The organism is Streptomyces sp. HM190, assembly GCF_009857135.1.
Classification (GTDB): Bacteria; Actinomycetota; Actinomycetes; order Streptomycetales; family Streptomycetaceae; genus Streptomyces; species Streptomyces heilongjiangensis.
The window spans coordinates 3,882,930-3,904,199 of the sequence record NZ_CP047318.1; the positions used below are offsets into that span (position 1 = coordinate 3,882,930).

Here is a 21,270-nt window from a genome sequence, read left to right on the forward strand (position 1 = left end):
GACCCGGCGGCGGTGTCAGCGCTTGGCGACGAACACGTGCGAGGCAACCTCCGCCGCCAGCTCCGCGGCCTCGCCGCCGCTGCCCACGAGCACCCCGCCGGCCGCCTCCGTCACACTCACCACGGAACCGGGCTGCACTCCCGCGCGCCGCAGCGTGTACATCAGCTGCGCGTCCGTCTGGATGGGCTCGCCGATCCGGCGCACGACGACGGTCTTGCCCTCGTTGCCCGGGTCGAGGTCCGCGAGCGAGACCATGCCCTCGTCGAGGAACGGGTCCGCGCCGTCCTTCTCGCCCAGCTCCTCCAGGCCCGGGATCGGGTTGCCGTACGGCGACTCCGTGGGGTGGCGGAGCAGTTCGAGCACACGACGCTCGACGGCCTCGCTCATCACGTGCTCCCAGCGGCATGCCTCCGCGTGGACCTGCTCCCACTCCAGGCCGATCACGTCGACGAGCAGGCACTCCGCGAGGCGGTGCTTGCGCATCACGCGCGTCGCGAGGCGGCGGCCCTCGTCGGTCAGCTCCAGATGCCGGTCGGCCGCGACCGAGACGAGGCCGTCGCGCTCCATGCGCGCGACCGTCTGGCTGACCGTCGGGCCGCTCTGGTCGAGGCGCTCGGCGATCCGGGCACGCATGGGGACCACACCTTCCTCTTCGAGTTCGAGGATGGTGCGGAGATACATCTCCGTCGTGTCGATCAGTCCGGACATACGTGCCCCTCGATGAGATTCAGCGGCTTCGCTGCGCTGGCCCTGGACTCAATTCTGACGCATCCCACTGACAACCGGGCCGTCGCTGCCGTATTCCCAGGGTGCCCTCCCCGCATGCCCTTCGGGGACACCGGGGTGGGCACCGCCCTCCCGCGCCCTCCCCGCCTCTCCCCCGCCTCTCCCCTGCCTCTCTGCCCGGCCGCCGTATTGACACCCCACTGGTCCAGACCTCTAACGTGATCGCAGGTCGGACGGACGGAGGGGTGCGGGCATGGCGGACGGCACTGCGGCGGCACGGCGTTTCCTGGACGCGGCGATCGGGCTGGTGGAGCGCGTACGGGACGAGGAGGCCGACACCGTCGCCGCCGCCGGGAAACTCGTCGCGGACACGGTCGTCGACGGCGGCCGTCTCTTCGCGTTCGGCGCGGGCCACTCCTCGCTCGCCGCCCAGGACCTCGTCTACCGGGCCGGTGGTCTCGCCCTGATGAACCTGCTGGCCGTCCCCGGCGCCGTCGGCGTCGACGTGCTGCCCGCGACGCTGGGCTCCGCGCTGGAGCGGGTCGACGGACTGGCGACCGCCGTACTCGACAGCAGCCCTCTGCGCGCCGGCGACCTCCTGATCGTCATCTCGCTGTCCGGGCGCAACGCCCTGCCCGTCGAGATGGCGCGGCACGCCCGCACGCTCGGCGTGAAGGTCGTCGGCGTCACCTCCGTCGCGTACGCCACCGCGACGACTTCGCGCCACTCCTCGGGCACCTTCCTCAAGGACCACTGCGACCTCGTCCTCGACTCCAAGATCGGTGTCGGCGACGCCGAACTCACCCACGACGCCGTGCCGGCCCCCTTCGCCCCGGCCTCCACCGTCGTCACCTCCGCGCTCCTCCAGGCGGTCATGGCCACCGCCGCCACCGACCTCGCCGACCGGGGCGTACAGCCCCCGTTGCTGCGGTCCGGCAACGTCGACGGCGGCCTCGACTGGAACGACCACGTCTTCCGGGAGTACGGCGACCGGATCTTCTACCTGTACTGACACCGCCCGCCACCTGCGCCGACACCGACCCGGCCGGGCGGGACGGACCCGCCTCCCGGGTGTGCGGGGCGGGGGTGCGGGGGAACGATGACAGGGAAATCCGGGGTACAACGATTTCGTCCGAATCTTGCGTGAACCAGATGTGGGCTGGGTCACGTTCGAGTTGAATGATGACAAGTGAGCGAACCGACGCGCCGTACGCGCGGACGCAACGCAGCCTGCAGGGGGTTCAGGTGAGTGCTTCCCGGCGTAAAGGGGCCGCCGACGCACTGGGGCCCGAGGAGCCCGAGAAGAACGGTCCGGCCACGGGCCGGAGCGCGCGGAGCGACGACGGCGCGGGCCCCGGCCACACCGACGGCACAGACGGCACAGACGGCACAGACCACATGGACGACATAGACCACACGGACGACATCGACACGGAGGACGCCATGGACTCCGTGGATCCCGGCGACGCGGACCTCCTCGCCGCCCTCCTCGACGGCATGGACGCGGCCCTGTGCGCCTTCGACGCCGACGGGGTCGTCACGCACTGGAACCGTGAGGCGGAACGCATCCTCGGCTGGAGCGCCGAGGACGCCGTCGGACGGCGCGGCTTCGCCGGCTGGGCCGTACGGACCGCCGACGCGGAGGAGATCGAGACGCGGCTGATGGCCGCCATGCACGCCTCCGGACGGCAGGTCCACGAGTTCGCCCTCGTCACCAAGGACGGCGGACGCGTCCTCGTGCGCACCCAGTCCGCCGCCGTGCGCGGCCCCGACGGCAAACCCGCCGGCCTGTACTGCGCCTTCAGCGAGGTCCACGCCCAGATCGACCTCGAACGGTCCATCGCGCTCAGCGAGGCGCTCTTCGAGGACGCCTCGTGGGGAGTCGTCCTCGTCGACGCCGACCTGCGGCCCGCCGTCGTGAACGCGCACGCCGCCCGCTCCCTCGGCATGGGGCGCACCGCCGTCCTCGGACGCCCGCTCGGCGAACTCCTCACCCAGGGCGTCGAGGAAGTCGAGAGCGCCCTCACCCATGTCCTCGCCGAGGGCGCCCCGCCCGCGCCCGCCGAGATCTGGGTCGGCGTCCGGACCCCTGACGGGGAGAAACGTCGCTGCTGGCGCAGCGGCTTCCTCCGCCTCGCCTCCCCGCTGGCCGAGGAACCCGTCCCCCTCGGCGTCGGCTGGCTCTTCCAGGACATCACCGAGACCAAGCAGACCGAGCAGGAGGCCGCGCTCCTCCGTTTCCGCGTCAACCAGCTGCACCGGGCGGCGCGCGCCGCCGCCGAGTGCGAGGACCCCGGCGAGGCCGCCACGGTGCACCTCGACTTCGCCCTCGCCGGGTTCGCCGACCACGCGCTCATCGACCGGGTCGCGGGCACCGCGCCGGCCGACGACGGGCCCGTACGGCTCGTACGGGTCGCCGCGACGCCCGCCGGCGCGCCCGGCCCCAGCCACCTCGCCGGGCACGCCGGCATCCCCGTCCGCTACGGCCGGGGCCATCCCGCCCTGCAGTGCGTGGAACGGGCCGGATCGGTACGCGCGAGCGCCGGGTCCGCCGGCCCGGAGGCCGCCCGCGACTGGGCCGCCGCCCGCCAGTGGCCGCCGGGTACGGTGCACGCCCTGTGCGCCGTGCTGCGCAGCCGGGGCCGCACCCTCGGCGTCGTCACCTTCCTCCGGGGCGCCGGCCGCACCCCGTTCGAACGCACCGACTCCCTCTACGCGGAGGACGTCGCCGTACGCATCGCGGCGGCCCTGGACCTGGAGGCCCTGGGGAAAGCGGCGCGGTAGGCGCCGGGGGCCGGGGCCGGGAGAATCGGGGGATGGCGATCATTCACCGCACCACCCTCACGCCCACCAAGCTCGAACTGCTCACCGCCTGGCTGCCGGGCCGCCCGTGGTACCGGGGCGGCGCGGGTGAGCCGCGGTTGGCCAGGGCCGGCGGGTTCCGGCTCGACGACCCGGCGGGGGAGGTCGGTATCGAGTTCATGGTGGCCACCGACACCGCCGGCCCCGAGCCCGTCCACTACCTGGCGCCCCTCACCTACCGCGGCGCCCCTCTCGGCGGCGGCGAGCACGCCCTCGTCGGCACCACCGAGCACGGCGTGCTCGGCACGCGCTGGGTCTACGACGGCTGCCACGACCCGGTCCTCGTCGCGGAGTTGCTCGCCCTGTTCGAGGGCCGCGCGCAGGCCCAGGCCCAGAGCCTCACCGACACCCCGGACCACGAGATCGTCCGCTCCTGCGCGGTCTCCGCGCCGCTGTGCCCGGCGCCCGCCGGGGACGCGCCCTGCGCCGAGGACGACGGGGACGCCACCGCCGTCGCGGTCGCGCCGGGTCTCACGCTGCGTCTGCACCGGGTCCTGCGGGCCGCCCCGGACACCGCGGCCGACCGCCCCGAGGGCGCCGCGGGCCATGTCTCGGGCCACTGGGACCTGCCGGACGGCAGCCGCGCCCGCGCCGTCTTCGCCGTCCTGCACGGCTGACGCGGGGCGGTCGCCGGGTCCGGCGGGGAGTCAGTGTCGGCCGCGCGGCGCGGTCGCCCGGCCGGAGGTCACCGCTTCCACGCCCAGTGCAGTCGGTCCAGTCCGCTCTGGTTGTTCACCTTCAGGCTGAGGCGGGTGCCGGTGCCCTGGAGGGTGGTCAGGGAGTACGTGTCGCCGTTGCGCAGTCCCGGCCAGTAGACCGAACCGAGGCCCAGCTCACGGATGATGTCGGTCGCGGCCTGGATGTACGCGACCTCGTTGGAGCCGCCCACCGGGCCGTTGTAGTCGAGGCCGGTCGTCATGGAGGCGCCGAACTCGTCGAGGACGGTGCGCGAGGCGCAGGTGCCGATGCGCTCCTTGAAGTCGGCCTTCCACTGCTCGACGCTCGTCCAGTCGGTGTGCCAGAAGCCGTAGTTGTGCAGTGCGATCCGGGTGCCGTCCAACCGGCTGTCCGCGCACACCGGCTTGACGTCCTCGCTGTACTTGATGCCGCCGACGAGGATCCGGTCACGCGGCACGAAGCGGTGCGTCCTGACCCAGCGGGCGGCGACATCACGCCATTCCTGCGAGGTGTAGCCGAACGGCTCGTTCATCGGCTCGAAGTACACCTGGGAGTTGCCCGCGTACGACGACGTGATCCGCGCCCACATACGGTCCCATGCGGCCCGGTCGTCGACCTTGCCGTCCTTGGCGTTGTCGGCCTCCCAGTATCCCAGGATGACCTTGAAGCCCTTGGCGGTGGCGGCGTCGATCGCCCCCCGGTACGACTTCCAGAACGGGCCGTTCACGGAGGTCGGGTTGACCGGCAGGCGGACGGTGTTGGCGCCGAGCTTCGCGAACCCGCCGATGATCGCGCTGGACTTGGCGTAGGTGGTGGCGTAGCTGTCGGACGTGGACAGGCCCGAGGGGACCACGGCGTCGTCGGCGTAGTTGTCGCGCGGGTCCGCCCAGTTGACGCCCTTGAAGGCGCTCACCGGGAGGACTGCCCTGCCGGTGGCGGAGTCGGACGCGGAGGCGGCGGACGCCGGGGCGGCGAGGGCCCCGCCGGACACCGTGGCGCAGGCCAGCAGCGCCCCCAGACACGCGGTCCCGCGATGGTTCTTTCGTGGCACGACATCCCTTTCTGGGCAGTTGCGTCCGCGAAACCTCGACAACAGGTCGGCGGCTCTGTGGCTTCCGCAACGTAGAAGAGATCTCAAACAGAGGTCAACACATCAGCACACCAAATCTCATCAAGAAACGAGCCTCGTGTACCTCTTGACCGGTCGGCACGGAGCGCGGGACCACGGCGCGAGACATGACCGATCCGGCGCCGGGCCTCGCCGTGCCCACCCGTCGGCGGGCGAACGGGGTTCACCGTCGCGATCAGGGCCCTGGAGGGAGACGGGAAAATCTCTCGGAAAAACCGCTTGAGCGGCTCCATCCGGCTGCCTAATGTGGTGCCCACTTCGGAGAGGAGGTGGTTCGGCAGATGTATGAATACCGGACGGAAGAGGTGACTGCGGGCTAGTCGTCCGCCGTCGTACTCGGTTCGGCGCCGGACCCGTACGCCCCAGGGCGTGCAGCCGGCCAATCCAACGCAGTCACCCGACCCGCGGGCTCGCCGGTACGTCCGGCCGGCTCTCCCTTCCTTCGGAAGAGAGACCTGAGCCTGCGGGTCGTCTCCGTTTCTAGGGGGCGGAGTACTCTGGGGGCATGGTTCTGATGCTTGTTCGACGCCGGCACGTGGATTTCGTGCGCGTCACGAGCATGGGCTGTCGGCGTTCCGCCTGAGACCGGCCTCTTCGGTCCTCCCCGTCTCTGCTGTCCTGCCCTTCCACCTGGCACCCGCGGCCCCGCCCCACCCCCGGCGTCGGCGCGGGCTCCCGTACACCCTGCGGACGTGTCTCATGATGTACCAGCAGCTTCCCCTCATCGATCTCTCGGCGGCCGGGCGCGGCCCCGAGGCGCGCGCCCTGCTGCGCGCGCAGTTGCACAGCGCGGCCCACGACGTCGGGTTCTTCCAGCTCGTCGGGCACGGGGTGGAGCAGACCGAGATCGACCGGCTCACCCGCGTCATGCGACGGTTCTTCGCCCTGCCCGAGCGTGAGCGGCTCGCCCTCGACAACGTGCGGTCGCCGCACTTCCGGGGCTACACGCGCACCGGGGACGAGCGGACCGCCGGCCGGCAGGACTGGCGGGACCAGCTGGACGTGGGCGCCGAACGGCCGGCCCGGGTGCCGGCCGACGGGGAGCCCGCGTACTGGTGGCTCCAGGGCCCCAACCAGTGGCCCGAGTCGCTGCCCGAGCTGCGCGAGGTCGCACTGGGGTGGATCGACCGGCTCAGCGGGGTCGCCGACCGGCTGCTGCGGGAGCTGCTGGTGTCGATCGGCGCCCCCGCGGACTTCTACGCGCCGATCTTCGGGGAGGCGGCGCACCCGCATCTGAAGCTGGTGCGCTATCCCGGCAGCGCCGGGGACGGCGCCGACCAGGGGGTGGGGGCCCACAAGGACTACGGGTTCCTGACCCTGCTGCTGCAGGACCAGGTGGGCGGATTGCAGGTGGAGCGGGAGGACGGGCAGTTCCACGACGTGCCGCCCGTCCCCGGGGCCTTCGTGGTGAACCTCGGGGAGCTGCTGGAGGTGGCCACCCAGGGGTATCTGGTGGCGACCAAGCACCGCGTGGTGAGCCCGCCCGGGGCGACCGAACGGTTCTCCGTGCCGTTCTTCTACAACCCCCGGCTGGACGCGCGGATAGAGCCGCTGGTCTTCCCGTACGCGTCGGCCGCGCCGGGCGTGACCGACGATCCGGCGAACCCGCTGTTCGCGGAGTACGGGTACAACGAGCTGAAGGGGAAGCTGCGGGCGCATCCGCTGGTGGCGGAGCGGCATCACGCGGGGCTGCTGAGCCCCGCGTGACCCGTCGCCCGCGTCAGTGGGCGATGTCCTCGTAGCCCTCGATCTCACGAGGGCTGCGGGGGCCGGGGCCGGTGTAGCGGGCGGAGGGGCGCACGAGGCGGCCGGTGCGCTTCTGTTCGAGGATGTGGGCGGACCAGCCGGCCGTGCGGGCGCAGGTGAACATCGAGGTGAACATGTGCGCCGGGACCTCGGCGAAGTCGAGGACGATGGCGGCCCAGAACTCGACGTTGGTGGCGAGGACGCGGTCCGGCCGGCGGGCGTGGAGCTCGGCGAGGGCGGCCTTCTCCAGGGCCTCGGCCACCTCGAAGCGGGGCGCGCCGAGATCGCGGGCGGTGCGGCGCAGGACGCGGGCGCGGGGGTCCTCGGCGCGGTAGACGCGGTGGCCGAAGCCCATCAGGCGTTCGCCCCTGTCGAGGGCCTGCTTGACGTAGGCGTCGGCGTCGCCGGTGCGCTCGATCTCCTCGATCATGCCGAGGACGCGGGAGGGGGCGCCGCCGTGGAGGGGGCCGGACATGGCTCCCACCGCGCCGGAGAGGGCCGCCGCGACGTCCGCGCCGGTGGAGGCGATGACGCGGGCCGTGAAGGTGGAGGCGTTCATGCCGTGCTCGGCGGCGCTCGTCCAGTACGCGTCGACGGCGGCGACGTGCCTGGGGTCGGGTTCGCCGCGCCAGCGGATCATGAAGCGTTCGACGACGGAGTGGGCCTTGTCGATCTCGCGCTGCGGGACCATGGGCAGGCCCTGGCCGCGGGCGGACTGGGCGACGTAGGACAGGGCCATGACGGCGGCGCGGGCGAGGTCCGCACGGGCCTGCTCCTCGTCGATGTCGAGCAGGGGTTTGAGGCCCCAGACGGGGGCGAGCATGGCGAGGGCGGACTGGACGTCGACGCGGATGTCGCCGGAGTGGACGGGGATGGGGAAGGGCTCGGCGGGCGGCAGGCCGGGGCGGAAGGCGCCGTCGACGAGCAGGCCCCAGACGTTGCCGAAGGAGACGTGGCCGACGAGGTCCTCGATGTCGACGCCGCGGTAGCGGAGCGCGCCGCCTTCCTTGTCCGGTTCGGCGATCTCCGTCTCGAACGCGACGACTCCTTCGAGACCGGGTACGAAGTCGGACATCAGGCGGCTCCTCGTGATGTGTGCGACAGGGGATCGGCTGTTCGGGGTCCTTCCAGAATGTTCCTGCACGATACGCCTGAGTGCCACGTTTGGGGAGAGTCTGCGGCACTCAGTGCCACAACAGGGCGGGAGGGCCGTCGGTCGGCGGGGGCCGCGGGTGATACGGCAGGATGACCATGTGAACGATCCCGGTCTGGAGCCCGTGCCCGATCCCGCCGCGATGCGCAAGCAGTACCGCGCCGACGGGCTCGACGAGAGCGAGCTGGCCGCCGCCCCGATGGAGCAGTTCGGGCGGTGGTTCCTGGAGGCCGCGCGGGAGGGCGGGGTGTTCGAGCCGAACGCGATGGTGGTGTCGACGGCCGACGCCGAGGGGCGCCCGAGTTCTCGTACGGTGCTGATGAAGGCGTACGACGAGCGGGGCTTCGTCTTCTACACGAACTACGGCTCCCGCAAGGCGCGCGACCTGGCGGAGAACCCCCAGGTGTCGCTGCTCTTCCCGTGGCACGCGATCGCCCGGCAGGTGATCGTGACGGGGACGGCGCGGCGGACGGGCCGGGACGAGACGGCGGCGTACTTCCGGGTGCGGCCGCACGGGTCGCAGCTCGGGGCGTGGGCGAGCGCGCAGTCCTCGGTGATCGCGTCGCGGGCGGAGCTGGACGCGGCGTACGCGGAGCTGGCCGCCCGGTACCCGGAGGGCGAGCAGGTGCCGGTGCCGCCGCACTGGGGCGGCTTCCGGGTGGTGCCGCGGAGCGTGGAGTTCTGGCAGGGCCGGTACGACCGGCTGCACGACCGGCTGCGGTACGTGGCGCTGCCGGACGGGTCGTGGCGGGTGGAGCGGCTCAGCCCTTAGCGGGGCGGTCCAGGACCTCGTCGAGGAGCGCGGCCCACTGGGTGACGACCTTGTCGCGGCGGCCGGTGTCGTCGGTGAGGAGGTTGGCGAGGCCGAGGCCGCGGGCCATGTCGAGGACGCCCTGGACGGTTTCACGCACCCCGGGGACCAACTCGTCGGCGCGCAGCAGTTCGACGGCGATGCGGTGGGTCTCGCGGCCGACGCGGGCTTCCAGTTCGGTGACGCGGGGGCGGAGCTGTTCCTCGTTGGAGGCGGCGACCCAGAGGTGGAGGGCGGCCCGGAAGAGGGGGCCGGTGTAGAGGTCGACGAGGGCGGCGACGACGGCGCGGCGGTCGGCGGGGCCCTCGGGGAAGAGGGCGCGCAGGGCGCGGGAGCGTTCCTCGGCGACGTACTCGACGGCGGCGGTGAACAGGTCCTCGCGGGTGCGGAAGTGGTGCTGGGCGGCTCCCCGTGAGACGCCGGCGCGTTCGGCGACGACGGTGACGGTGGAGCCGGCCCAGCCGTGTTCGGCGAGACAGGACACGGCGGCTTCGAGGAGCCGTTTGCGGGTGACGCGGCTGCGGTCCTGCTTGGGGCCGCGTTCGGCGACGGCGGCGGTGCCCGCGGGCGGGCCGGCCGGCGCAGGGGTGCCCCCGTCCGCCGTCGGCCCCGCGGTGCCCGTCGCGTCCGTCGTCTTCCTGTGCCTGCCCGCCGATGTGTCCGCCGTGCTCACAGCACCCATCCCGGTTCCCGTCTTTCGAGGAAGGCCGTCATGCCCTCGCGGGCGTCGTCGGATTCGAACAGCCGGGACGAGAGCCGGGTCAGTTCGTCCGCGTCCTGGTCGAAGTTCTCCAGCACCTTAGCCGTGAGCAGGCGTTTCGTTTCCCTCAGGGCCCCCGGCGCGGCCCGGCGCAGTCCGTCGAGGACGGGTTCGAGGACGGCGTCGACGTCGGGGCCGGCGGCGGTGAGCAGGCCGATGCGGGCGGCTTCGTCGGGGCCGAACCGCTCACCGGTGAGGTAGTGGCGGGCGAGGGCGCGGGGGTCGGTGCGGGGGCGCAGGGTGAGGGAGATGACGGCGGGGGCGACACCGATACGGACCTCGGTGAAGGCGAAGGTGGCGTCGGGTCCGGCGGCGGTGATGTCGCAGGCGCCGAGCAGGCCGAGGCCACCGGCGCGGACGTGGCCGGTGACGCGGGCGACGACCGGCTTGGGGAGGTCGAGGATGTCGCGGAGCAGCCCGACGAGGGCCTCGGGGCGGGGCGGCCGGCGCAGGTCGGCGCCGGCGCAGAAGGTGGTGCCGGTGTGGGTGAGGAGGACGGCACGGGTGGCGTCGTCCTTGCCGCAGTGGGCGAGGGCCTCGGACAGTTCCCGCACGAGGTCCGCGGAGAGGGCGTTGCGGTTGGCCGGGGAGTCGAGGGTGAGGGTGGTGATGCCGCGGTGGTGGGCGGTGCGTACGAGGGGTGCGGGGGTGTCCGTCACAGGCGCTCCCTGAGTTCTCGGCGGAGGATCTTCCCGGAGGCCGCGCGGGGGACGCCGTCGACGAAGGTGACGTGGCGGACGCGTTTGTAGGGGGCGACGCGTTCGGCGACGTACGTCATGACGTCGGCCTCGGTGAGGGCGGTGGTGGGGTGGGGGACGACGAAGGCGTGCGGGACCTCGTTGCCGTCGTCGTTGTAGCGGCCGATGACGGCGGCGTCGGCGATGCCGGGGTGGGTGACGAGAAGGGCTTCGAGTTCGGCGGGGGCGACCTGGAAGCCCTTGTACTTGATGAGTTCCTTGACGCGGTCGACGACGTGGAGCCAGCCGTCGGCGTCGCAGCGGGCGATGTCGCCGGTGGCGAGCCAGCCGTCGGCGTCGATCATGGCGGCGGTGGCGTCGGGGCGGCCGAGGTAGCCCTTCATGACCTGGGGGCCCCGGATGAGGACCTCGCCGGGTTCGCCGACGGGGACGTCCTCGGCGGGGTCGTCGAGGGAGACGATCCGCATCTCGGTGCCGGCGATGAGTTTGCCGACGGTGCCGGGGGGCGCGGCGGCGGCCTGGTCGAGGGGGACCAGGTGGGAGCAGGGCGAGAGTTCGGTCATGCCGTAGCCCTGGACGACGGGCGGCAGGCCGAGGCGGGCGGAGCACGCGGCGGCGAGCCGGGCGTCGAGGGGCGCGGCGGCGGACAGCACGTGCCGGACCGAGGACAGGTCGTACCGCTCGGCGGCGGGGTGCTTGGCCAGCGCGAGGACGATGGGCGGCGCCACGTAGAGGTGGGTGATGCGGTGCTTCTCGATGGCGGCCAGATAGACCTCCAGGTCGAAGCGGGGCAGGACGACGACGGTGGCGCCGCGGCGCAGCGGGGCGTTCATCAGGGCGGTGAGGCCGTAGATGTGGAAGAACGGCAGGACGGCGAGGACGCGGTCGCCGGGGGCGGCGGGCATCACGGGTTCGAGCTGGGCGAGGTTGGTGGCGATCGACCGGTGGGTGAGCATGACGCCCTTGGGGACGCCGGTCGTGCCGGAGGAGTAGGGCAGGACCGCGAGGTCGGTCGCCGGGTCGATGTCGACGACCGGCTCGGGGGCGGTCGTGCCGAGCAGGTCGATGAGGGAGCGGTGGCCGGGGGCGCTGTCGCAGACGAGGATCTCCCGCACGCCGCCGGCGCGTTCGGCGGCGGCGCGTGCGGTGTCGAGGAGCGGGGAGACCGTGATGATCCAGCGGGCGCCCGAGTCGGTGAGCTGCTTGGCGAACTCCGCGGCGGTGGCGAGGGGGTGCGCGGTGGTGACGGTGGCCCCGGCGCGGGTGGCGGCGTAGAACGCGGTCGGGTAGGCGATGGTGTTGGGGCTGTGCAGGGCGAGGACGTCTCCCTTGCGGAGGCCGGCCTCGGTGAGGGCGGCGGCGAGCCGCCGGTGGAAGAGGTCGAGCTGCGCGTAGGTGAGGGTGGTGCCTTCGACGCCGTCGATCAGCGCCGGGGTGTCGCCGTGGTCGGCGGCGTGGCCGAGGACGGCGTCGTGGATGGGCAGGTCGACGGGCTGGATGTCTGCGTACTCGCTGCGGAACATGGTTCCTCCTGGCAGTACGGCTGGAGTCGGCTGCGGCGTGCGCGGCTGGGGGCCCGGCGGCCGCCGTTCACCACCTGTGGGGGCGTCGGTGACTGGGTGCGGGTGGGGCGCGGCTCAGGGGGACGTCACGGGACGTCAGTAGGACTTGGGCAGGCCGAGGGTCTGGTGGGAGACGTAGTTGAGGATCATCTCCCGGCTGACGGGGGCGATCCGGGACACCCGGGAGGCGGTGATCAGTGAGGCGAGACCGAACTCGCGGGTGAGGCCGTTGCCGCCGAGGGTGTGCACGGACTGGTCGACGGCCTTCACACAGGCCTCGCCGGCGGCGTACTTCGCCATGTTGGCGGCCTCGCCGGCGGCCGCGTCGTCCCCGCTGTCGTAGAGGTGGGCCGCCTTCTGCATCATCAGGCGGGCCAGTTCGACCTCGATGTGGGACTGGGCGAGGGGGTGGGCGATGGCCTGGTGGGCACCGATGGGCTGACGCCACACGGTGCGTTCGCGGGCGTACTCGACGGCGCGGCCGAGGGCGTAGCGGGCCATGCCGAGGGCGAACGCGGCCGTCATGATGCGTTCGGGGTTGAGGCCGGCGAACAACTGGAGCAGGCCGGCGTTCTCGTCGCCGACGAGCGCGTCGGCGGGGAGCCTCATGTCGTCGAAGGCCAGCTCGAACTGCCACTCGGAGGCCCGGATTTCCATGTCGATGGGCCGGTACGCGAAGCCGGGGGTGTCCCGGGGGACGATGAACAGGCAGGGCTTCAGGCTGCCGGTGCGGGCGTCCTCGGTGCGGCCGACTATGAGGGTGGCGTCGGCCTTGTCGACGCCGGAGATGAAGACCTTGCGGCCGGTGAGCAGCCAGTCGGCGCCGTCGCGGCGGGCGGTGGTGGTGATGCGGTGGCTGTTGGAGCCGGCGTCGGGTTCGGTGATGCCGAAGGCCATGGTGCGGGTGCCGTCCGCCAGGGCGGGCAGCCACGCGGCCTTCTGGTCGTCGGTGCCGAAGCGGGCGATGACCGTGGCGCAGATGGCCGGGGACACCACCATCATGAGCAGGGGGCAGCCGGCGGCGGCGAGTTCCTCCAGGACGATGGAGAGTTCGTAGATGCCGCCGCCGCCCCCGCCGTACGCCTCCGGCAGGTTGACGCCGAGGTAGCCGAGCTTGGCGGCCTCGGACCAGAGGGCCTCGGGGGCGTAGTCGCGGCCGTGGCGTTTGCCGAGGGCGGCGACCGCGGCCCGTAGGGCCTGGTGTTCTTCGGATTCGATCACGGAGGACATGAGGGCTCCTGAAGGGGAGGGTGCATCGGTCGGGTGGAGTGTGCGGGTGCGTGGGGGGGTGGTGGCGCTCACGCGGCGCAGCCGCATGTCGGTACGTCCCCGCGCCCCTAGCGGTGGTCGCCTTCGACCACGGCGAGGAGCGCGCCCGGTTCCACCTGGTCGCCCACGGCCACGTTCAGGCTGGTCAGGGTGCCCGTCGCCGGTGCGGTGATCCGGTGTTCCATCTTCATCGCCTCCAGCCAGAGGAGGGGTTGGCCCGCCTCCACGGTGGCGCCCTGGGTCAGGCCTTCCGCGAGGCGGACGACCGTGCCGGGCATGGGGGCCAGGAGGGAACCGGCGGCCTGGACGGTGGTGGGGTCGGGGAAGCGGGGCAGGGCCCTCAGCTCGGTGGTGTTGACGTAACGGGTGTCGCCGTAGCGGGTCACCTCGTACGTCCTGCGGACGCCGTCGGCTTCGAGGACCACCCGGTCGGCGTCGGTGTGGACGACGGTCACGCCGTCGGCCTCCAGGCCGTTCCTGGTGTGACGGTACGTCACCTCGTGTTCCTCACCGGCCCGTTCGTAGCGCCGGGTGTGGGGGCCGGAGGGGAGGTTGCGCCAGCCGCCGAAGCGGGGGTCGCCGTGGGCGCGCGCGTCGGCGAGGGCGGCGGCCAGGGGGGCGTGCGGATCGGGGGCGGGGTCGGTGAGACGGGGCAGGTGGCGGTCGTAGAACGCCGTGGTCATGCGGGCCGTGGTGAACTCGTCGTGGCGCAGGGAGTGGACCAGCAGGGCCCGGTTGGTGGTGGGGCCGTGGATCGTGGTGCGCTCCAGGGCGCCGGCGAGCTTGCGGAGGGCCTCGGCGCGGGTGGGGGCGTGGGCGACGACCTTGGCGATCATCGGGTCGTAGTGGACGCCGATCTCGTCGCCGTCGGTGTAGCCGGTGTCGACGCGGACGTCGTCGGGGACGGTCAGCCGGTGCAGGGTGCCGGTCTGCGGGGTCCAGCCGGTGGCGGGGTCCTCGGCGTAGAGGCGGGCCTCGACGGCGTGGCCGTGCGGGGCCGGGGGGTCGGCGGCGAGGGCGGCGCCCTCGGCGACGCGGAGCTGTTCGGCGACCAGGTCGAGGCCGAACACGGCCTCCGTCACCGGGTGTTCGACCTGGAGTCGGGTGTTCATCTCCAGGAAGTGGGCGCGGCCGTCGGCGACGAGGAACTCGACGGTGCCGGCGCCGACGTAGGAGACGGCGTGCGCGGCGCGCACGGCGAGGGTGCGCAGTTCGGCTTCGAGGTGCTCCGGGAGACCGGGGGCGGGGGCCTCCTCGACGACCTTCTGGTGGCGGCGTTGCAGGGTGCAGTCGCGGGTGCCGAGGGCCCACACGGTGCCGTGGGTGTCGGCGAGGATCTGCACCTCGACGTGGCGGCCGTCCTCGACGTACGGCTCGGTGAACACCTCGCCGTCACCGAAGGCGCTCGTGGCCTCGGCGCGGGCGGCCTCCAGGGCGGCGTCGAGGTCGTCGAGGCGGCGGACGACGCGCATGCCGCGGCCGCCGCCGCCCGCGGCGGCCTTCACCAGGACCGGGAGGTCGGCCTCGGTGACCTCGGTGAGGGGGGCGAGGCCCATGAGCTGTTTGGCGCGGGTCTTCGACGCCATCGCCTCGATCGCCTCGGGGGGCGGGCCGATCCAGGTGAGGCCGGCGTCGAGGACGGCGCGGGCGAAGTCGGCGTTCTCGGAGAGGAAGCCGTAGCCGGGGTGGACGGCGTCGGCACCGGCGGCGAGGGCGGCCTTCACGACGAGGTCGCCGCGCAGGTACGTGTCGGCGGGGGCCGCGCCCGGCAGGCGTACGGCCTCGTCGGCGACTCGTGTGTGGAGGGCGGTCGAGTCGGCGTCGGAGTGGACGGCGACGGTGCGGATGCCCATCCCGCGGCAGGTGCGGAAGATGCGGCAGGCGATCTCGCCCCGGTTGGCGACGAGCACTGAAGTGATCACGTGGTCCCTCACATCCGGAAGACGCCGAAGCCGCCGCGGGCGCCCTCGTAGGGGGCGGTGTGGATGGCCGACAGGCACAGGCCGAGAACGGTGCGGGTGTCGCGCGGGTCGATGACGCCGTCGTCGTAGAGCCGCCCGGACAGGAACAGGGGCAGCGACTCGGACTCGATCTGCTGCTCCACCATGGCGCGCAGCGCGGCGTCGGCGTCGTCGTCGTAGGGGTGTCCCTTGGCGGCGGCCGACTGGCGGGCGACGATCGACAGGACGCCCGCGAGCTGCTGCGGGCCCATGACGGCGGACTTGGCGCTGGGCCAGGCGAACAGGAAGCGGGGATCGTAGGCGCGGCCGCACATGCCGTAGTGGCCGGCGCCGTAGGAGGCGCCCAGCAGGACCGACAGGTGCGGGACCTTCGAGTTGCTGACCGCGTTGATCATCATCGCGCCGTGCTTGATGATGCCGCCCTGCTCGTACTCCTTGCCGACCATGTAGCCGGTGGTGTTGTGGAGGAACAGCAGCGGGATGTCGCGCTGGTTGGCGAGCTGGATGAACTGGGCGGCCTTCTGGGACTCCGCGCTGAACAGGACCCCCTGGGCGTTGGCGAGGATGCCGACGGGATAGCCGTGGAGGGTGGCCCAGCCGGTGGTGAGGCTGGTGCCGTACAGGGGCTTGAACTCGTCGAAGTCGGAGGCGTCGACGATGCGGGCGATGACCTCGCGGGGGTCGAAGGGCACCTTCGGGTCGGCCGGGACGATCCCCAGCAGGTCCTCCGCGTCGTACTTCGGGGGTGCCGCGGGTCCGGGGTCGGGGTGGGCCTTGCGGTGGTTGAGGCGGGCGACGACGCGGCGGGCCTGGCGCAGGGCGTCGTGCTCGTCGACGGCGAACTGGTCGGCGAGGCCCGACACGCGCGCGTGCATCTCGGCGCCGCCGAGGGACTCGTCGTCGCTCTCCTCGCCGGTGGCCATCTTCACCAGCGGCGGGCCGCCGAGGAACACCTTCGCCCGCTCCTTGACCATGATCACGTGGTCGGACATGCCGGGCACGTAGGCGCCGCCCGCGGTGGAGTTGCCGAAGACGACGGCGACGGTGGGGATGCCGGCGGCGGACAGGCGGGTGAGGTCGCGGAAGATGGCGCCGCCCGGGATGAAGATCTCCTTCTGGGAGGGCAGGTCGGCGCCGCCGGACTCGACGAGGCTGATGCACGGCAGCCGGTTGGCGAGGGCGATGTCGTTGGCGCGCAGGGCCTTCTTCAGGGACCAGGGGTTGGAGGCGCCGCCGCGCACGGTCGGGTCGTTGGCGGTGATCAGGCACTCCACGCCCTCGACGACACCGATGCCGGTGACGAGGGAGGCGCCCACCGTGTAGTCGCTGCCCCAGGCGGCCAGCGGCGACAGTTCCAGGAAGGGCGTGTCCGGGTCGAGGAGCAGTTCGATGCGTTCGCGGGCGAGGAGCTTGCCGCGCCCCCGGTGCCGGGTGACGTACTTCTCGCCGCCGCCCGCGAGGGCCTTGGCGTGCTCGGCGTCGAGTTCGGCGAGCTTGGCGAGCATCGCCTCGCGGTTCGCGGTGTGGTCGGGGCCGTTCGGGTCGAGGGCGGAGGCGAGGACGGTCACCGGCGCACCTCCGACGGGGCGGGGCGGACCTCCGGCGGGGCGGCGGGCTCCGGCGGGGCGGGTCGGCGGGCGGTCACAGGAGTACCTCCGGGATGTCCAGGTGGCGGGAGCGGAGCCATTCGCCGAGGGCCTTGGCCTGCGGGTCGAACCGGTGCTGGGAGGCGACGCCCGCGCCGAGGATGCCCTCGACGACGAAGTTCAGGGCGCGCAGTTCCGGCAGCGGGTGACGGGTGACGGGCAGGTCGGCGGTCTCCGGGAGGAGGGCGCGCAGCCGGTCGGTGGTGAGGGTGTGGGCGAGCCACCGCCAGGCGTCGTCGGTGCGGGCCCACAGGCCGATGTTGGCGGTGCCGCCCTTGTCGCCGCTGCGGGCCCCGGCGACAAGCCCGAGGGGCGCGCGGCGGGTGGGCAGCCCGGCCGGCAGCGGCTCGGGCAGGGGCGGTTCGTCGACGGGGAGCGGTACGAGGGTGTCGTGCGGCGGGGGTACGGGGATCCGGCGGCCGTCGTGCAGGACGGAGGTGTGCTCCACGGCCCCCTGGTCGACGTACACGTCCTCGAAGACCCCGTAGGGAGCGCCCTTCCCCGGCGGTTGCAGGACGTGGAAGCCGGGATAGCTGGCGAGGGCCAGTTCGATGGCGGCCCCGCTGAGCGCGCGGCCCACGGTCTCGGGGTTCGGGTCCCGGACGACGAGGCGGAGCAGCGCGCTGGCGGTCTCCTCGGTGGGGGCGTCGGGGTGGTCGGTCCGCGCCAGCTCCCACCGCACCTCCCGCGGCGGCGACTTGGCGAGGGCGTCCGCCATCTGGGCCTGGACGACGGCGGCCTTCGCCTCGATGTCGAGGCCGGTCAGCACGAAGACGACCTCGTTGCGGAAGCCGCCGAGCCGGTTGAGCCCGACCTTGAGGGTGGGCGGCGGGGCCTCGCCGCGCACCCCCTCGACACGGACCCGGTCGGGGCCGTCCTGGATGAGCCGTACGGTGTCGAGGCGGGCGGTGACGTCGGGTCCCGCGTAGCGGGCACCGGCCGTCTCGTACAGCAGTTGGGCGGTGACGGTGCCGGTGTCGACGAAGCCGCCGGTGCCGGGGTGCTTGGTGATGACACAGCTGCCGTCCTCGTGGAGTTCGGCGAGCGGGAAGCCGGGGCGGCGGATGTCGCCGTCGGCGAAGAAGGCGTAGTTGCCGCCGGTGGCCTGGGTGCCGCACTCCAGCACGTGCCCGGCGACGACGGCGCCCGCGAGACGGTCGTACTCCCCCGGCCCCCAGCCGAAGTGGGCGGCGGCTGGCCCGGTGACCAGGGCCGCGTCGGTGACGCGGCCGGTGACGACGACGTCGGCGCCCTCCCGCAGACAGGCCGCGATGCCGAAGCCGCCGAGGTAGGCGTGGGCGGCGAGGCTGCCGGGGTGCCGGGCGGTGAGGTCGTCGCCCTCGACGTGCGCGACCCGCACGGGGAGGCCGAGCCGGTCGGCGAGCGCCCGTACGGCGTCGGCGAGTCCGGCGGGGTTGAGGCCGCCGGCGTTGGTGACGATCCGCACGCCGCGCTCGTGGGCGAGGCCCAGGCACTCCTCCAGCTGGCGCAGGAACGTCCGCGCGTACCCGGCGGCGGGGTCCTTCAGACGGTCGCGGCCGAGGATGAGCATGGTCAGCTCGGCGAGGTAGTCGCCGGTGAGGACGTCGAGGTCGCCGCCGGTGAGCATCTCGCGCAGGGCGTCGAAGCGGTCGCCGTAGAACCCGGAGGCGTTGCCGATGCGCAGGACGGTCATCGCGCCGCCCCCCTCGGCTCGCGCCCCCGCCCCGGCAGGCCGGCGAAGGCCTGGGCGATGTCGAGCCAGCGGTCGGCGTCGGCGCCCTCGGCACGCAGCGCGAGGTCGGCGCGGTGGGCGCGCTGGGTGACCAGGAGGCAGAAGTCGACGGCGGGGCCGGTGACGCGCTCGGCGGCGTCCTCGGGACCGTACGCCCACAACGCGCCCGAGGGGGCGGTGAGTTCGACGCGGAACTCCTCGAACGGCGGGGTCAGGGAGTTCATCCCGAAGGAGAAGTCGCGGGTGCGGACGCCGAGCCGGGCGACATGGCGGAGCCGGTCGGTGGGGACACGGGTCACGCCCAGGGCGTCGGCGACGTCCTGGCCGTGGGCCCAGGTCTCCATCAGCCGCGCGCTCGCCATCGACGCGGTGGCCATGGGCGGCCCGAACCAGGGGTACCGCGCACCGTCGGGGGCGGCCCGCAGCGCGTCCTCCAGGGCCGTGCGGGCCGCCCGCCAGTCCGCGAGGATCCGGTCCGGTGGTTTGCCCGCGCCCTCCTCGGCTCCGTTGTCCACGAAGTCGCCGGGTTGCGTCAGCGCGTTCTCCACCTCGTGGGCGAAGGCCCGCTGATCGGTGACGGCGAGCAGGGCGGCACGGTCGGTCCAGGTGAGATGGGCGATCTGGTGGGCGATCGTCCAGCGTGGCGCGGGGGTGGCGAGCGCCCACCGTTCCACGGGCAACTCGGCGACGAGGGCGTCGAGTTCATCACTCTCGGCGTGGAGGTCGTCGATGACGGGCGTCGGGTCGGCCATGGAGGGGAGGATGGCAGGGCGGCCCTAAACAAGCAAGCATGCTTGCATTTTTAATGCCGGGTTGCCGCCGTGGGCCGGGGAAACTGACGATGAGTAAGCCCCGAAATTGATTTACACCCCTGTCTTGGTCCACTAGCCTGGACCGCACAGTCATCCATACTGAACACAGCTCCTTCCCTCCCCGCTCCCTGGACGGCTCCCGTGACACTCCCCAGCGCCGACCGGCCCGGATCCGCGTCCACGTCCGCGCCCGCCTCCACGTCTGCGCCCACCTCCACGTCCGCGTTCACGTCCGCGTCCGTTCCCCCGACGGCGGCGGCGCCGGCCCCGGCCGCGCCCTCGGCGGGCCCTCGCAGGTTCGGTTCGCTCGGGCCCGTGGGTCTCGTGCTGGCCGGCGGGGTGTCGGTGCAGTTCGGCGGGGCGCTGGCGGTGACGCTGATGCCTCGGGCCGGGGCACTCGGGGTGGTGGCTCTGCGGCTGGCGGTGGCCGCGCTCGTCCTGCTCGTGGTGTGCCGGCCCCGGCTGCGCGGCCACTCGCGCGCGGACTGGGGCACCGTCGTGGCCTTCGGCATCACCATGGCCGCGATGAACGGCCTCTTCTACCAGTCCCTCGCCCGTATCCCCCTCGGCCCCGCCGTCACCCTGGAGGTGCTGGGCCCTCTCGTCCTGTCCGTCGTCGCGTCCCGCCGCGCGGTGAACCTCGTGTGGGCCGGACTCGCCCTGTGCGGGGTCTTCCTCCTCGGCGGCGGCGGGAGCGGCGGCTTCGGCGGTCTCGACCCGGTCGGTGTGGCGTTCGCGCTGTCCGCCGGGGCGATGTGGGCGGCGTACATCGTCTTCAGCGCCCGTACGGGCCGACGGTTCCCGCAGGCCGACGGGCTGGCGCTGGCCATGGTGGTCGCGGCGGTGCTGTTCCTGCCGCTCGGCGTGGTCGAGTCCGGGACCCGGCTCCTGGACCCGACGACCCTGGCGCTGGGCGCCGCCGTCGCCGTGCTGTCCTCCGTCCTCCCCTACACCCTGGAACTCCTCGCGCTGCGCCGCCTGCCCTCCTCCACGTTCGCCGTCCTCATGAGCCTGGAACCGGCGCTCGCGGCGGCCGCCGGCTTCCTCGTCCTCCACCAGACCCTGTCCGCGGCGGAGTCCCTCGCGATCGCGCTGGTCATCGGCGCGAGCATGGGGGCGGTACGGACGCAGGTGGGGCGGGGGAAGGCGGAGGTGGCGGGGTGAGGGCCGGGCGCGCTGCGGGTGGCCGAGAGTCGCGGGCAGCGGCTGAGACAGCTCGGCTGACCGACGAACGCGCGGCCGGGGTCGGGCGCGAGGGCGGCCCCGGTCCCCGGTCACCGGTCACCGGGGTGACGGGCGGGGGCGGTCGAGTCGGTTGTTGTATAACCGGGCCATGATCCACCACGTCGTGTCGCTCGAAGCCTGGAATTCCCGGCCCGGTCAGCCCTACGCTCCCGGCTCGCTCGCCGAGGACGGGTTCGTGCACTGTTCGCCCGACGAGGCGACGACCGTCGCCGTCGTCAACGCGTTCTACCGGGACGCGCCGAAGCCGCTGCACGTGCTCATGATCGACGAGGGGCGGCTCGACGCCCGGGTGGAATTCGAGGCCGCGGCGCCCGCCCCGCCGCCGGGGGTCGGGGACGACGTCCTGTTCCCGCATGTGTTCGGGCCGCTCAACCGGGACGCCGTGGTGGGCGTCCGGGAAGTGGTGTGGGACGCGGAGGGGCGGGCGACGGGCCTCAGGGACGTGTAGGGCGGCGCCGGGACCGAGTCGGCCGGCTTCCCGGCGAGCGCCTCGCCCCT

The 21,270-nt window shown here is 73.2% G+C and carries 18 protein-coding genes; 7 read left to right on the forward strand and 11 right to left on the reverse strand.

The annotated features are described in order from the left end of the window. Positions 1-15: 15 nt before the first annotated feature. The gene (locus GSY65_RS16390; protein WP_159769079.1) at positions 16-708 is read right to left on the reverse strand and encodes a metal-dependent transcriptional regulator; all 693 of its coding nucleotides are present in this window, start codon (positions 706-708) and stop codon (positions 16-18) included. 271 nt (positions 709-979) lie between these two features. On the opposite strand from GSY65_RS16390, the gene GSY65_RS16395 reads away from it, so the two are divergent. The 3 genes from GSY65_RS16395 (at position 980) to GSY65_RS16405 (ending at position 4,205) form a co-directional block, all read left to right on the forward strand. Next, entirely contained in the window at positions 980-1,738 is a 759-nt protein-coding gene (locus tag GSY65_RS16395; RefSeq protein ID WP_159769082.1) for an SIS domain-containing protein, read from the forward strand. Positions 1,739-1,971: 233 nt separating this feature from the next. Continuing rightward, the gene (locus tag GSY65_RS16400; protein WP_159769085.1) at positions 1,972-3,510 is read left to right on the forward strand and encodes a PAS domain-containing protein; all 1,539 of its coding nucleotides are present in this window, start codon (positions 1,972-1,974) and stop codon (positions 3,508-3,510) included. 32 nt (positions 3,511-3,542) lie between these two features. Next, a complete protein-coding gene (locus GSY65_RS16405) occupies positions 3,543-4,205 on the forward strand; it encodes a maltokinase N-terminal cap-like domain-containing protein (RefSeq protein ID WP_159769088.1) in 663 nt (220 codons plus the stop codon). A 68-nt stretch (positions 4,206-4,273) separates the two neighbouring features. Here GSY65_RS16405 and GSY65_RS16410 read toward each other — a convergent pair whose 3' ends face one another. Further along, positions 4,274-5,317, reverse strand: a complete 1,044-nt coding sequence (locus tag GSY65_RS16410) for a glycoside hydrolase family 5 protein (protein WP_159769091.1) — start codon at positions 5,315-5,317, stop codon at positions 4,274-4,276. A gap of 777 nt (positions 5,318-6,094) precedes the next feature. On the opposite strand from GSY65_RS16410, the gene GSY65_RS16415 reads away from it, so the two are divergent. Then, positions 6,095-7,102: an isopenicillin N synthase family dioxygenase gene (locus tag GSY65_RS16415; protein ID WP_159769094.1), complete on the forward strand. Its 1,008-nt coding sequence runs from the start codon at positions 6,095-6,097 to the stop codon at positions 7,100-7,102. Positions 7,103-7,115: 13 nt separating this feature from the next. Here GSY65_RS16415 and GSY65_RS16420 read toward each other — a convergent pair whose 3' ends face one another. Further along, a complete protein-coding gene (locus tag GSY65_RS16420) occupies positions 7,116-8,216 on the reverse strand; it encodes a citrate synthase 2 (protein ID WP_159769097.1) in 1,101 nt (366 codons plus the stop codon). 220 nt (positions 8,217-8,436) lie between these two features. On the opposite strand from GSY65_RS16420, the gene pdxH reads away from it, so the two are divergent. Further along, positions 8,437-9,066, forward strand: a complete 630-nt coding sequence (pdxH, locus tag GSY65_RS16425) for a pyridoxamine 5'-phosphate oxidase (RefSeq protein WP_159776051.1) — start codon at positions 8,437-8,439, stop codon at positions 9,064-9,066. Here the strand turns inward: pdxH and GSY65_RS16430 are convergent. The 8 genes from GSY65_RS16430 to GSY65_RS16465 all read right to left on the reverse strand — a co-directional run bounded on the left by GSY65_RS16430 (position 9,056) and on the right by GSY65_RS16465 (position 19,467). Next, positions 9,056-9,787, reverse strand: coding sequence for a TetR/AcrR family transcriptional regulator (locus tag GSY65_RS16430; RefSeq protein ID WP_268978206.1), 732 nt, complete (start codon positions 9,785-9,787; stop codon positions 9,056-9,058). The genes pdxH and GSY65_RS16430 overlap by 11 nt on opposite strands. Further along, entirely contained in the window at positions 9,775-10,524 is a 750-nt protein-coding gene (locus tag GSY65_RS16435) for an enoyl-CoA hydratase family protein (RefSeq protein ID WP_159769100.1), read from the reverse strand. Before GSY65_RS16435 ends, GSY65_RS16430 begins: the two co-directional genes overlap by 13 nt. Next, positions 10,521-12,086: a 4-coumarate--CoA ligase family protein gene (locus GSY65_RS16440; RefSeq protein WP_159769103.1), complete on the reverse strand. Its 1,566-nt coding sequence runs from the start codon at positions 12,084-12,086 to the stop codon at positions 10,521-10,523. The genes GSY65_RS16435 and GSY65_RS16440 overlap by 4 nt, the downstream gene beginning before the upstream one ends. 135 nt (positions 12,087-12,221) lie before the next feature. Beyond that, entirely contained in the window at positions 12,222-13,355 is a 1,134-nt protein-coding gene (locus GSY65_RS16445; protein ID WP_159769106.1) for an acyl-CoA dehydrogenase family protein, read from the reverse strand. Positions 13,356-13,462: 107 nt separating this feature from the next. Next, positions 13,463-15,316 (reverse strand): acetyl/propionyl/methylcrotonyl-CoA carboxylase subunit alpha, encoded by a 1,854-nt coding sequence (locus GSY65_RS16450; protein WP_159769109.1) that lies wholly within the window; start codon positions 15,314-15,316, stop codon positions 13,463-13,465. An 8-nt stretch (positions 15,317-15,324) separates the two neighbouring features. After that, positions 15,325-16,923, reverse strand: coding sequence for an acyl-CoA carboxylase subunit beta (locus GSY65_RS16455; RefSeq protein ID WP_159769112.1), 1,599 nt, complete (start codon positions 16,921-16,923; stop codon positions 15,325-15,327). A gap of 73 nt (positions 16,924-16,996) precedes the next feature. Next, positions 16,997-18,676: an acyclic terpene utilization AtuA family protein gene (locus tag GSY65_RS16460; protein ID WP_159769115.1), complete on the reverse strand. Its 1,680-nt coding sequence runs from the start codon at positions 18,674-18,676 to the stop codon at positions 16,997-16,999. After that, the gene (locus GSY65_RS16465) at positions 18,673-19,467 is read right to left on the reverse strand and encodes a TIGR03084 family metal-binding protein (protein ID WP_159769118.1); all 795 of its coding nucleotides are present in this window, start codon (positions 19,465-19,467) and stop codon (positions 18,673-18,675) included. Before GSY65_RS16465 ends, GSY65_RS16460 begins: the two co-directional genes overlap by 4 nt. A gap of 201 nt (positions 19,468-19,668) precedes the next feature. Between GSY65_RS16465 and GSY65_RS16470 the strand changes: the two genes are divergently transcribed. Then, a complete protein-coding gene (locus GSY65_RS16470; protein ID WP_236579821.1) occupies positions 19,669-20,691 on the forward strand; it encodes an EamA family transporter in 1,023 nt (340 codons plus the stop codon). Positions 20,692-20,860: 169 nt separating this feature from the next. After that, positions 20,861-21,220, forward strand: coding sequence for a DUF952 domain-containing protein (locus tag GSY65_RS16475; RefSeq protein ID WP_159769123.1), 360 nt, complete (start codon positions 20,861-20,863; stop codon positions 21,218-21,220). Positions 21,221-21,270: the final 50 nt, after the last annotated feature.

What these genes read in the sequence shown, in the direction of transcription:
- GSY65_RS16420 (WP_159769097.1), bottom strand. Translation starts at nt 8,216, where the DNA reads ATGTCCGACTTCGTACCCGGTCTCGAAGGAGTCGTCGCGTTCGAGACG.
- GSY65_RS16415 (WP_159769094.1), top strand. Translation starts at nt 6,095, where the DNA reads ATGATGTACCAGCAGCTTCCCCTCATCGATCTCTCGGCGGCCGGGCGC.
- GSY65_RS16440 (WP_159769103.1), bottom strand. Translation starts at nt 12,086, where the DNA reads ATGTTCCGCAGCGAGTACGCAGACATCCAGCCCGTCGACCTGCCCATC.
- GSY65_RS16395 (WP_159769082.1), top strand. Translation starts at nt 980, where the DNA reads ATGGCGGACGGCACTGCGGCGGCACGGCGTTTCCTGGACGCGGCGATC.
- GSY65_RS16390 (WP_159769079.1), bottom strand. Translation starts at nt 708, where the DNA reads ATGTCCGGACTGATCGACACGACGGAGATGTATCTCCGCACCATCCTC.
- GSY65_RS16430 (WP_268978206.1), bottom strand. Translation starts at nt 9,787, where the DNA reads ATGGGTGCTGTGAGCACGGCGGACACATCGGCGGGCAGGCACAGGAAG.
- GSY65_RS16405 (WP_159769088.1), top strand. Translation starts at nt 3,543, where the DNA reads ATGGCGATCATTCACCGCACCACCCTCACGCCCACCAAGCTCGAACTG.
- GSY65_RS16465 (WP_159769118.1), bottom strand. Translation starts at nt 19,467, where the DNA reads ATGGCCGACCCGACGCCCGTCATCGACGACCTCCACGCCGAGAGTGAT.
- GSY65_RS16475 (WP_159769123.1), top strand. Translation starts at nt 20,861, where the DNA reads ATGATCCACCACGTCGTGTCGCTCGAAGCCTGGAATTCCCGGCCCGGT.
- pdxH (WP_159776051.1), top strand. Translation starts at nt 8,437, where the DNA reads ATGCGCAAGCAGTACCGCGCCGACGGGCTCGACGAGAGCGAGCTGGCC.
- GSY65_RS16460 (WP_159769115.1), bottom strand. Translation starts at nt 18,676, where the DNA reads ATGACCGTCCTGCGCATCGGCAACGCCTCCGGGTTCTACGGCGACCGC.
- GSY65_RS16445 (WP_159769106.1), bottom strand. Translation starts at nt 13,355, where the DNA reads ATGTCCTCCGTGATCGAATCCGAAGAACACCAGGCCCTACGGGCCGCG.